This window comes from Sideroxyarcus emersonii, assembly GCF_021654335.1.
GTDB lineage: Bacteria > Pseudomonadota > Gammaproteobacteria > Burkholderiales > Gallionellaceae > Sideroxyarcus > Sideroxyarcus emersonii.
The window spans coordinates 1847687-1859631 of record NZ_AP023423.1 but is presented as its reverse complement, the minus strand read 5'-3'; the positions used below and the strand labels follow the sequence as shown (position 1 = coordinate 1859631).

Below are 11945 nucleotides of genomic sequence, written 5' to 3'. Positions count from 1 at the left end.
ATTGTGTAGCGAAAGTTAGAGCAGGATAAGTCGGTATGCCTAGATAAAACCGATGAGTGGCCATTTTGGCAGACCAGTGGCAACGGGAAGGGTGATTTTGAAGTTTGAATTCATAGTGATAGGTGCTGGTGCCGTGGGTTTGGCGACGGCGGCGGGGCTGCTGCGGCAAGGAGCCGCGGTGGCCGTGCTGGAACGGGGGGCGATCGGGCGCGAATCCTCTTGGGCGGGCGGAGGGATATTGTCTCCGCTGTGCCCGTGGGACTATCCGGAAGCGGTGAATCGACTGGCTTTGCGAGGCATGCAGTTGTTCGGCGGCTTTGCCGAGGAGCTGTGCCATGCGACCGGCATCGATCCGGAATATCAGCGCTGTGGCATGCTGGTGTTGCCGCCGTTCGATCAGGACCAGGCCAGGCAATGGTGTGCCGCGCATGGACTGGAGGTGGAGGTGCGCGGCGAAGGTTTGTTCTTGCCGGATATCGCGCAGGCGCGCAATCCGCGTTTGCTGCAAGCCTTGCGCGCGCGAGTGGAGCAGCTCGGCGGACACATCGTCGAGCAGTGCGCAGTCGACAAGATCGTGGCAGAGGCCGGGCGGGTCACGCACCTGGCGACGGCGCAGGGGGATTTCAGCGCTGCGGCTCATATTGTGACCGCCGGTGCATGGAGCAAGGTGCTGCTGGGCGAACATGCACTGCAGGCAGACATCAAGCCGATACGCGGGCAGATGCTGCTGTTCAAGTTCGATACGCCGCCCTTGCCGCACATCGTACTGCAACAAGGTTTGTACCTGATCCCGCGCCGCGACGGTCACCTGCTGGTGGGCAGCACGCTGGAAGATGCGGGGTTTGACAAGAGCACGACGGAGGAAGCGCGCGCGCTGTTGTTGCAGCGCGCGACTGCCTTGCTGCCAGTGTTGCATGGCATGCCGGTCATCCGGCACTGGGCCGGCCTGCGACCCGGCTCGCCAGGCAATATCCCGACCATCGGGCGCCATCCGCAGTTATCCAATCTGTACATCAACAGCGGCCATTTCCGTTATGGCGTGACCATGTCGCCCGCGAGCGTGGAGGTGCTGCTGAACGTGATCAACGGAACACCGCAACCGTTCGATGTCTCGCCATATCTTTGGCATTAAGCGTTGCCGCAAGGAAGGCTATCCGCTTATAATCCGCGCCGGAACGCCGATGTAGCTCAGTTGGTAGAGCAACGCACTCGTAACGCGTAGGTCGTCTGTTCGATTCAGATCATCGGCACCATTCTTCAGTTTCATCACGGCAGCGAACAGTCAGGAGCAGCAATGACTTTCCCGCAACTCGGCAAGACCTCTTCACATTACGCAAAGATCGCACTCATCGTCGTCATCGTCATCGCCCTGGTGGGCGGTATCGCTTACCTCTCGCGCAGCAAACCGATCCCGGTGGTGCTGCAAAAGGTGGAGCGCGGCACGGTGGAGGCATCGGTCAGCAATACCCGCGCGGGTACGGTGAATGCCTGCCGCCGCGCCAAGATGTCGCCGCCCGCTGGCGGGCAGATCTCCGGGCTGCTGGTGAAGAAAGGGCAGCGCGTGCACAAGGGGCAGGTGCTGCTGGAGTTGTGGGATAACGATCTGCATGCGCAGGAAAGACTGGCGCAAGAGCAGCTGAAGACTTCGGTGACGCGCGTGCAGGAGGTGTGTACCCTGGCCGAAGCGGCGCAGCGCGAGGCTGATCGCTCGCAAGAACTGAAGGACAAGGGGTTCATCTCCTCGCAACTGCTGGACAAAGCGGTGAGCGATGCCGCATCGCGCAAGGCTTCCTGCGAGGCCGCACGTACCGATATCGAGCAGAGCAAATCGCGCATCGCGCTGGCCCGGGCGGGGCTGGAGCGCATGGTGTTGCGGGCGCCGTTCGACGGCGTGGTGGCCGATATCAGCGGCGAGCTGGGCGAATACGCCACGCCGTCTCCTCCCGGCATTCCGACCTTGCCGGCCATCGACCTGATCGACGATAGCTGCATGTACGTGAGCGCGCCCATCGACGAGGTGGACGCATCCAAGATCAAGGTCGGACAGTTCAGCCGCATCACGCTGGATGCGATCAAGGGGCGCACTTTCGGCGGCAAGGTCAGGCGTATCGCACCGTATGTGCTCGATCTGGAGAAGCAGGCACGCACGGTCGAAGTGGAGGTCGAGTTCGACAAGCTTGCCGACGAGGACAACCTGCTGGTGGGGTACAGCGCCGATGTCGAGATCGTTTACGACACGCGCGAACATGTGTTGCGCATTCCCGCCCAGACCTTGCTGGAAGGTAATCGGGTACTGCGTTATGGCAGCAAAGGTGTGCTGGAGGAACGCAAGGTGATCACCGGATTGTCCAATTGGGAATACGCCGAGGTGCTGTCCGGGCTGGACGAGGGCGATCTCATCGTGTCTTCGCTGGACCGGGCGGGGGTGAAGGCGGGCGTGAAGGTCGTGCCTGAAGAACCCAAGCCAGCGAAATGATCGAGCTGCAGAACGTCAGCCGTATTTTCACCGTCGGCGACCAGCAAGTCACCGCGCTGCGCGATATCAACCTGCGCCTCGATGCGGGTGAGTACATCTCCATCATGGGGCCGTCCGGCTCCGGCAAGTCCACCATGCTGAACATGCTCGGCCTGCTCGACCGGCCGACTTCCGGCATCTATCTGCTGGACGGGGGCAACGTCACCGACCTGGACGACGAGCAGCAGGCACGCGTGCGCCGCGAAAAGATCGGCTTCGTGTTCCAGTCCTTCCACCTGGTGCCGCGCCTTACCGCAGCGCAAAACGTCGAGTTGCCGCTGGTACTGGCCGGCATTCCTGCCGAAGAGCGCAAGGTGCGGGTGCAGGTGCTGATGCAGAACTACGGCCTGTCGGATCGCGCCGACCATAAACCCGATCAGCTCTCGGGCGGCCAGCGTCAGCGCGTGGCCATCGCCCGCGCCACGGTGATGAAACCGACGGTATTGCTGGCTGATGAACCCACCGGCAACCTGGACCGCACCACCGGCTGGGAAGTGCTGAAACTGCTGGAAGGGCTGATGGAGCAGGGCATCACGCTGGTGGTGGTGACGCACGATGCGGAGATCGGTGCGCGCGCGCAACGCCAGATCCATATGTTGGACGGCCGCATCGTTTCCGACGAGCAGCGCGCAAAATGAGACTCGCCGACACCTTGCAGTTCGCTTCCGGCAGCTTGCGCGGCAGCCCGACGCGCACGCTGCTGATGATGCTGGCGATGTCCATCGGCGTGGCAGCGGTAGTGGTGCTCACCGCACTGGGCGAAGGCGCACGCCGCTATGTGGTGAACCAGTTTTCCTCGCTTGGCACCAACCTGGTCATCGTGCTGCCGGGGCGTACCGAGACCGCCGGCATCGGGCCCGGCCTGATGTCGGGGCAGACGCCGCGCGACATCACGCTGGACGACGCGCAGGCCTTGCTGCGCAGCCGGGCCATCAAACTCGTCGCCCCGCTGACGGTCGGTTCGGCCACGCTTTCGCGTGGTGCGCTGAATCGCGAGGTCGTGGTGGCCGGTTCCACTGCCGACTTGCTGGAAGTGCGTCACATGAGCATCGGCATGGGCCGGTTCCTGCCGGCGGGCGATATCCATGAAGGTGCTTCGGTATGCGTGCTCGGCAACCAGATGAAGCAGGAGCTGTTCGGCAACGAGCAGGCCGTGGGGCAATGGGTGAGACTGGGCGACAGGCGCTTCCGCGTCATCGGCGTGCTGGCTTCGCAGGGCGAATCCATGGGCATGCGCACGGATGAGCTGGTCATCGTGCCGGTGGCCTCTGCGCATCAATTGTTCAACACATCGAGCCTGTTCCGCATCCTCATCGAAGCCAAGAGCCGCGACTACATCGAGCAGGCCAAACACGATGCCGAAGAGATCATGATCCAGCGCCACAGCGGCGAAAGGGATGTGACGGTCATCACGCAGGATGCGGTACTCGCCACCTTCGATCGCATCCTCACCACGCTGACCATGGCGGTGGGCGGCATCGCCGCGATCAGCCTGGCCGTGGCGGGTGTGCTGATCATGAATGTGATGCTCATCGCGGTGGCACAACGCGTCAAGGAGATCGGCCTGCTCAAGGCTTTGGGCGCGCCGGGCAAACAGATACGCATGCTGTTCTTCGCCGAGGCGGCACTGCTTTCGACTGCCGGCAGCGTCGCCGGCCTGGTGCTCGGCTATGCCGGCAGCATCGTCATCGGGAAGATCTATCCGACGCTGCCGGTCAGCCCCCCCTGGTGGGCGGTGCTGGCGGCCTGCGCCACGGCGCTGGGCACCGGTATCCTGTTCAGCGTCTGGCCGGCGCGGCGCGCGGCCAGGCTCGATCCGGTGGCGGCACTCGCGGGGCGATGATGGAAATACTGAACACTACGAAGTCCGTCATTCCGGCGCAGGCCGGAATCCAGTACGGTTATTCAACATGCAGCTGGGGGTTGTCCCGCTACGCGGGGCTAGTTCAATTTACTGGATTCCGGCCTGCGCCGGAATGACGATGGCATGTACCTGCGCGACCTGGTCACCCTGACCTCATCCAGTTTCCTCACCTACCGGATGCGCAGCTTCCTCACCGGGCTGGGCATCGCCATCGGCATCGCCGCGGTGATCCTGCTCACCTCCATCGGCGAAGGGCTGCACCAGTTCATGCTGTCCGAGTTTTCGCAGTTCGGCACCAACATCATCAGCGTGCAGCCCGGCAAGACGCAGACGCAGGGCGGCAATGTCGGCATCTTCGGTTCGGTCCGGCCGCTGACGCTTGAGGATGCCGATGCCTTGCGCCGCCTGCCCTATGTCGAGCATGTCATTCCGGGCCTGGTGGGCAATGCCGAAGTGCGCGCCAACGGCAGGACACGGCGCACCATGGTGCTGGGCGAGGGGCGCGATTTCGGCGATGCGTTCACCATGAAAGTGCAGAGCGGCAGTTTCTGGACGGATGCGGACGACGAACAGGCGCGCGCGCAGGTTGTGATCGGCTCCAGGATCGAGCAGGAACTGTTCAGCGGCATGAACCCCCTTGGGCAGTACCTGCGCATCGGCGGCCAGCGCTACCGCGTGATCGGGGTGATGGAATCGAAAGGGCAGATCCTCGGCATGGACATGGACGACACCGTGTTCATTCCGGCGGCGCGAGCGATGGAACTGTTCAATCGCCCGGGCCTGATGGAGGTCAACGTCAGCTACCGCGCCGATGTCGACGCGAATACGGTCATCCGCATCCTCAGCGAGCGCATGAAAGAGCGGCACGGCCGCGAGGATTTCACGCTGATCTCGCAGGAGAAGGCGCTGGAAGTGCTGAGCTCGGTGCTGAACATCCTCACTTTTGCCGTCGGCGCGCTGGGCGGCATCTCGCTGCTGGTGGGCGCCGTCGGCATCCTCACCATCATGACCATGGCCGTGACCGAACGCACCGCCGAGATCGGCCTGCTGCGCGCGCTGGGTGCGCGCGAAAAGCAGGTGCTGATGCTGTTCCTGAGCGAAGCCATGCTGCTCTCCGCGCTGGGCGGCCTGATGGGGCTGGCGCTGGGCATCGGTATCGCACAGGGGCTGCACTGGCTGTTCCCGTCGCTGCCTGTGCATACGCCATGGCTGTTTGCAGTGCTGGCCGAGCTGACGGCGATCAGCATCGGCCTGGTTGCCGGAGTGGTGCCGGCCATGCGCGCGGCACGGCTGGATCCGGTGGAGGCACTGCATGCGGAATGAGTCGTGCGACATTTTCTGCAATGTCGTCGACAACTACGGCGACATCGGCGTCTGCTGGCGTCTGGCCCGGCAGTTGGCAAACGAGCACGGGCAGGCGGTACGGCTGTGGGTGGATGACCTGGCCAGCTTCCAGCGCCTGTGCCCCGAGGCGGATGTGATGCTGGAACGGCAACTTTGTCGCGGTGTGGAGGTGCGGCACTGGTCGGCCGGTTTTCCTGCGGTCGAGCCTGCCGATTTGGTGATCGAGGCGTTCGCCTGCAAATTGCCGCCGACTTACCTGGCGGCGATGGCGGCGCGGAAAACCGCCCCAGTCTGGGTCAACCTGGAATACCTGTCTGCCGAAGCATGGGTGGAGGGCTGCCACAAGCTGCCTTCACCGCACCCGAACTTGCCGCTGACCAGGTACTTCTTCTTCCCCGGTTTTACCGGGAAGACCGGCGGCCTGCTGCTGGAGCGCGACCTGCTGGCGCGGCGCGATGCGTTCCAGTCCGATGCCGAGGCGCAGCAGCGATACTGGAGCAGCCTGGGGTTGCCTGAACGGCAGGCAGGCGAGCTGCGCGTATCCCTGTTCGGCTATGAGAATGCGGCGATGGAAGGGCTGCTGACAGCCTGGGAGCAGGGTGACCGGCCCGTGACCTGCCTGTTGCCGGAAGGTCGCTCGTTGCCCCAGGTGGCGACGTTTTTCGGGCAGCAGGCAGGCAAGGCGGGGGCAGTCTGGCAGCGTGGACGGCTGCGTGTGCATGTACTGCCTTTCGTCGAACAGGAGCGTTACGACGAGCTGCTGTGGGCTTGCGACTGCAATTTTGTGCGCGGCGAGGATTCCTGCGTGCGCGCGCAATGGGCGGCCAAGCCCTTCATTTGGCAGATTTATCCGCAGCACGACGGGGTGCACCTGGAAAAACTTCGGGCTTTCATGAACTTGTATTGCGACAGGCTGTCGCAGCAGGCGTCGCAAGCGGTGCAGGCATTATGGCTGGACTGGAATTGCGGCAATTCGGCGGGGCCGGCGTGGCCTGCATTCCTGTCCTGCCGCGAGGAACTGCAAGCACAGGCGCGGGATTGGGCGCAGCGCCTGTCGGGAAACAATCTCGCATTGAATTTGCTGGATTTTTTCCACCAAGTTGCATAGAATGCGCGCCTTCAAAATCCAGCTCCAGATAGGAACATAAATGAAAATCGCTCAAGAACTCCGCGCCGGCAATGTGGTGATGGTGAAGAACCAGCCGCTGGTGGTGCAAAAAGCCGAATACAGCCGCTCCGGTCGTAACGGGTCGGTGGTGAAGTTCAAGTTCAAGAACCTGCTGACCGAGGCGCCCAGCGAGGCAGTCTACAGCGCGGACGACAAGTTCGACCAGATCATCCTGGACAAGAAGGAATGCACCTATTCCTACTATGCCGACCCGATGTTCGTGTTCATGGACGAAGAGTACAACCAGTACGAAGTCGAAAAGGAGAACCTCGGCGACGCGGTGAACTACCTGGCCGACGGCATGGAAGACAAGTGCGAGGTGACTTTCTACGAAGGCAAGGCCATCTCGGTCGAGTTGCCGACCACCATCGTGCGTGAAGTCGAATACACGGAACCCGCAGTACGCGGCGACACTTCCGGCAAGGTGATGAAACCTGCCAAGCTGAAAGGCTCCGGCTTCGAGTTGCCGGTGGCTGCATTCATCGAGATCGGCGACAGGATCGAGATCGACACGCGCACCAACGAGTTCAAGAAACGCGCGAACTAAGCCAGGTTTTTCGTTGCAATAAAAAAGAGCCGCTGCGAAGCGGCTCTTTTTTATTTTGTCATTCCGGCAAGGCCGGAATGAGCGATGGTTACAGCTTCTCGACGCTATAGATTGCCACCAGTTTATGCGTCTCGCCGGGCGCGACGGTGACGACATTCTCCAGCGCGTTGCCGCTTTCCACGCACACCATGCCGCGGTGGCCGTTCTCGCCGAAATCGCCCATCTTGTCGGCTTTCTCGGTCCACGGGTTCCATACCACGGTGGATTTGCTGCCCTGCTTGGCGATGCGGATGGCGCGCTTCAGGCCCTTGTCCTCGATCACGCAGTCAGCCGCGGTATTGACGTAGACACGGTCGACTTCGCTTTCGATCACGATGCCGTCCTTCTGGATGAAGCGGGCGAAATCCTGCACCTTGTCCAGGTATTCGCAGTTCTCCAGACCGCGGATAGTCATCTTTGCCACATCGCTGATGTGGAAGTAGGTATGCAGCGCCTCGCCGAGCTCGAACGCAGCCTTGCCGGTGTTGCTGGTGGCAAGTTCGACCCGCAATGCTTTGCCTACGGTGACATCGAGCTGCACGGTGGAAGGGTGCGGCCATTGCGCGCGGGTGGCATCGCTTTCGATCAGGCCGAAGCGCAGGAAGGTCGAGCCGTCCGGCAGGGCCTGGGTCTCCAGCACTTCCCATGGCACGGTCCGGGCATAGCCGTGGCCGGGCAGCTTGCTGTCGGTCTTGTGCGGGCCGAACCATGGCCAGCAAATCGGCACGCCGCCGCGGATGGATTTGCCCGGCGCGAACTTGGCATAAGGCGACAGCCAGATCACCGGCTCTTCTCCGCGCGGCTGGAAGGTGGCGATGTGGGCGCCCTGCAATGCGATATTGGCGACCGCGTGCTGATTGGCAATTTCGGCGATGATCACGCCGTCGGCGATTTCCTTGAATTGCACGTGGTTGCCGATGGCGTATCGCTGGTTGAGTTCAGACAGTGTCATGTCGATTCCTGTTGGATGATGGATGGGGAAGTTCAGCTTTGGTCAGGCGGTGGTGCGGTCTTCAGCACCTCGTCGAGCGTGGTCAGCCCGGCGGCGATCTTGAGCGCACCGGAGATGCGCAGCGGTTTCATGCCTTCGCGACTGGCTTGTTCGCGCAAGGCCGCGATATCGGTCTCCGGGCTGATGATTTTGCGCAGCTCGGGCGACATGAGCAGTATCTCGTAGATGCCGACACGGCCGGAATAGCCGGTCATGCGGCATTCCAGGCAACCGTGCGGCTGTTGCAGCTGCGCCGGCCGGTTCGCTTTCCAGGGAGCGACCAGGTTGTTCCACAGTTCGATATCGTCTTCCTGGATCGGGCGTGCCTGCTTGCAGTGCGGGCACAGCGTGCGAACCAGCCGCTGCGCCATGATGCCGAGCAGCGTGGCGTTGATCATGTAGTAGGGCACGCCAAGGTCGAGCAGGCGGGTGATGGCGGAAGGCGCATCGTTGGTGTGCAGGGTCGACAGCACCAGGTGGCCGGTCAGGGCTGCCTGGATCGCCATGTCTGCGGTCTCCAGGTCGCGTATCTCGCCTACCATGATGATGTCCGGGTCCTGGCGCATCAGCGCGCGAACCCCTTCGGCGAAGCCGAGGTCGAGTCCCTGCTGCACCTGCATCTGGTTGAACGCCGGCTCCACCATCTCGATCGGGTCTTCCAGCGTACACACATTGACTTCCGGCGTCGCCAGGTGCTTGAGCGTGGAATACAGCGTGGTGGTCTTGCCGGAACCGGTGGGGCCGGTGACGAGGATGATGCCGTTGGGCTTGGATGTCATCAGCTGCCAGCGTGCGCGGTCGTCTTCGGAGAAACCGAGTTCGGAAAAGTCGCGCACCAGCACTTCCGGGTCGAAGATGCGCATCACCAGCTTTTCTCCGAACACGGTGGGCAGGGTGGAAAGGCGCAATTCGACCTCCTGCCCATTCTCGGTCCTGGTCTTGATGCGACCATCCTGGGGGCGGCGCTTCTCCATCAGGTCCATGCGTCCGAGCAGCTTGATGCGGCTCGTCATTGCGGTGACCACCGACATCGGCAGCTGATGCACCTGGTGCAGCACGCCGTCGATACGGAAGCGCACGATGCCGGATTCGCGGCGCGGCTCGATATGGATATCCGACGCGCGCTGATCGAAGGCGTATTGCCACAGCCAGTCGACGATATGCACGATATGCTGGTCGTTGGCATCGAACTGCTTGTTGGTCTTGCCCAGTTCGACCAGCTGTTCGAACGAGGCGAGGTTGGGCGAATCGGGGCTGGCCTTGGTGGCGCTCTTCACCGAGCGTGCCAGGTTGTAGAACTCGACCAGGTAGCGGTTGATCTCGGCAGGCGAGGAAAAGACGCGGCGGATATTCTTGCGCGAGGTGTGTTTGAGGGTCTCTTCCCAGTCGCGCAGGAACGGTTCGGCGGTGGCCACCACCAGTTCGTTGCCCTCGATGCTGATCGGCATGATGGCGAAGCGGTTGGCGTAATCGATCGACATCAGGTCGACCAGGTTGGTAAAGTCGATCTTGATCGGGTCAATGTGGAGATATTCCAGGCCGACTTTCCTGGCCATCCATTCGGTCAGCGTATCCAGGGTGATGACGCGGTAGGGAGCGAGCAGGGATTTCCAGTTCTTCTCTGCCACGATGATCAGGGGATGGGCATCGTGCCGCCGCAGCCGGTGTTCGGCAAAGAGCGCATCGGCATCCGCCTTGCCGACCATGCCGTCGGCGACCAGCATCTCCAGCACCTCGGCCAGTTTCAGTTTGTGTCCTGGAGCTTCTTTGGCTGCCATGTCGATATCTTGGTTTGGGTTGGGCGGACTATACCGTTATCGGGCGGGGGCTTCAATCGACTTGCTCGGGAGCGCTGTCAGCGGTCGGTATCCGCGCAAGTCGGGCAAGCAGACGGCATGCATGCGATGGCACGAGGGCGGATCGTTCTGGGCCGGGAAATCCGGCGTTTGCGCCGAGTATTATGGCTGTTGCGCCACGCCGGCGTTCCGTGAAGGTTGCGCATCGGCTTCCCAGCTGCCGCCCAGCGCCTGGATCAGGGCCACATTGGCGGCGAGCTGCTGTCCCGAGATCTGCAGTTTGCCGTTGCGCGCGGTGTAGGCGATGGTCTGGGCAGTGATCACGTTCAGGTAGGACACGGTGCCCGCCTTGTACTGGTTGGTGGCCAGCCGTAGCGATTCGTCGGCCGCCGCCACCGCGTCCTCCTGCAGTTTGACTTCCTCGGCCAGCGCGGACAAGGCAGCAAGCTGGTCTTCGACCTGCTGCAAGGCTTGCAGGCTGAGCTGGCGGTATTGTGCGACCGCTTGCTGGTAGGCGCTCTGGCTCTGAGCGACCTGGGCGCTGCGTGCGCCTGCATCGAACAAGGTCTCGGCAATCGACGGACCCACCGACCAGAACGCATTGGGCGCGGAGATCAGGTTGGTGAACACGGTGCTGTGCCAGCCGCGTTGCGCGGAAATGGTCAGCGCCGGGAAGTAGGCCGATTTCGCCACGCCGATTTGCGCGTTGGCTGCCGCCACTTGCCGCTCGGAGGCGCCCAGATCCGGGCGTCGCAGCAACAGCTGCGACGGCACGCCGGCCGGGATGGCGCGGGCCGGGGGCAGGCCGGGCTGCGGCGGCAGGGTGAAACTGGAGGGCGCTTCGCCGACCAGCACCGCGATGGCGTGTTCCAGTTGCGGGCGCTGTACATTGAAGGCGGCCAGCTGCACGCGGGCGTTGGCCAGCTGCGACTGGGCCTGCGCCACATCGGCCTTGGTGGCGACGCCGGACGCATAGCGGTTCTGCGTCAGCTGCAGGAACTTCTCGTACGCCGCTACGGTGTCCTGCGCCAGCGCGATCTGGCTGTCCACCTGGCGTATCTGGAAATAGCTCTGCGCCAGCGTGGCTTGCAGGCTGAGCTGTGCCGCGAGCAGGTTGTCGTGACTGGCCTCGGCGCTGGCTTCATTGGATTCGACCTGGCGACGCACCTTGCCCCAGAAGTCGGGCGCCCAGCTGGCGGAGAAGCCGGCAGTCTTGCCGGAGACTGTAGTGGTCGTGCCGGTACCCCCGATCGCGGCCGAGGTGCCGGAGGAGGAGCGGCTGCTGGAGACCGTGGCGCTCAGCGTGGGAAATTCAGCCGACCGCGCCAGGTCTGTGAGCGCCAGCGCCTGCTGGTAGGCGAAATACGATGCGCGCAGGCTCTGGTTGGCGCTGACTACGCGCGGTTCCAGCGCGTTGAGCGTTTCGTCGCCGAAGATCGTCCACCAATCGCCCTGTGGCGGTGCCGCCAGCGGGGCGGCCAGTACCCAGCCCTTGTTTTCCTTGAACTGGGCCGGAGATTCCACTTTTGGCCGTTCGTAGTCTGGGCCGACCGCACAGGCCGACAGCAGCAGGCTGACGCCCAGAGCGAGCGCTTGGCGGGAGCCGAACAGGCTGGCTGGCGGTCGCCGTTGGGATGAATGGAGGGGGAATATCTTGCGCGGACTCATGCTGGATTCCTGT

The 11945-nt window shown here is 62.9% G+C and carries 10 protein-coding genes and 1 tRNA gene; 8 read left to right on the top strand and 3 right to left on the bottom strand.

The window, feature by feature from the left end; translation table 11 throughout:
* The first annotated feature begins 52 nt into the window (after positions 1-52).
* The 8 genes from L6418_RS08970 to efp all read left to right on the top strand — a co-directional run bounded on the left by L6418_RS08970 (position 53) and on the right by efp (position 7438).
* Entirely contained in the window at positions 53-1132 is a 1080-nt protein-coding gene (locus L6418_RS08970; RefSeq protein ID WP_237246584.1) for an FAD-binding oxidoreductase, read from the top strand.
* A 45-nt stretch (positions 1133-1177) separates the two neighbouring features.
* A tRNA-Thr gene (locus L6418_RS08965) sits at positions 1178-1253 on the top strand.
* A gap of 41 nt (positions 1254-1294) precedes the next feature.
* Positions 1295-2476 (top strand): efflux RND transporter periplasmic adaptor subunit, encoded by a 1182-nt coding sequence (locus L6418_RS08960; RefSeq protein ID WP_237246583.1) that lies wholly within the window; start codon positions 1295-1297, stop codon positions 2474-2476.
* The gene (locus L6418_RS08955; RefSeq protein ID WP_237246582.1) at positions 2473-3153 is read left to right on the top strand and encodes an ABC transporter ATP-binding protein; all 681 of its coding nucleotides are present in this window, start codon (positions 2473-2475) and stop codon (positions 3151-3153) included. Before L6418_RS08960 ends, L6418_RS08955 begins: the two co-directional genes overlap by 4 nt.
* A complete protein-coding gene (locus L6418_RS08950; protein ID WP_237246581.1) occupies positions 3150-4358 on the top strand; it encodes an ABC transporter permease in 1209 nt (402 codons plus the stop codon). The genes L6418_RS08955 and L6418_RS08950 overlap by 4 nt, the downstream gene beginning before the upstream one ends.
* 144 nt (positions 4359-4502) lie before the next feature.
* Positions 4503-5702: an ABC transporter permease gene (locus tag L6418_RS08945; RefSeq protein WP_237246580.1), complete on the top strand. Its 1200-nt coding sequence runs from the start codon at positions 4503-4505 to the stop codon at positions 5700-5702.
* Positions 5692-6831, top strand: a complete 1140-nt coding sequence (gene earP / locus L6418_RS08940; protein WP_237246579.1) for an elongation factor P maturation arginine rhamnosyltransferase EarP — start codon at positions 5692-5694, stop codon at positions 6829-6831. The genes L6418_RS08945 and earP overlap by 11 nt, the downstream gene beginning before the upstream one ends.
* 40 nt (positions 6832-6871) lie before the next feature.
* Positions 6872-7438: an elongation factor P gene (gene efp / locus L6418_RS08935; protein WP_237246578.1), complete on the top strand. Its 567-nt coding sequence runs from the start codon at positions 6872-6874 to the stop codon at positions 7436-7438.
* A gap of 88 nt (positions 7439-7526) precedes the next feature.
* Here efp and L6418_RS08930 read toward each other — a convergent pair whose 3' ends face one another.
* The 3 genes from L6418_RS08930 to L6418_RS08920 form a co-directional block, all read right to left on the bottom strand.
* Entirely contained in the window at positions 7527-8429 is a 903-nt protein-coding gene (locus tag L6418_RS08930) for a D-hexose-6-phosphate mutarotase (RefSeq protein WP_237246577.1), read from the bottom strand.
* A 32-nt stretch (positions 8430-8461) separates the two neighbouring features.
* Positions 8462-10246, bottom strand: coding sequence for a GspE/PulE family protein (locus L6418_RS08925; RefSeq protein ID WP_237246576.1), 1785 nt, complete (start codon positions 10244-10246; stop codon positions 8462-8464).
* A gap of 180 nt (positions 10247-10426) precedes the next feature.
* The gene (locus L6418_RS08920) at positions 10427-11932 is read right to left on the bottom strand and encodes an efflux transporter outer membrane subunit (RefSeq protein ID WP_237246575.1); all 1506 of its coding nucleotides are present in this window, start codon (positions 11930-11932) and stop codon (positions 10427-10429) included.
* Positions 11933-11945: the final 13 nt, after the last annotated feature.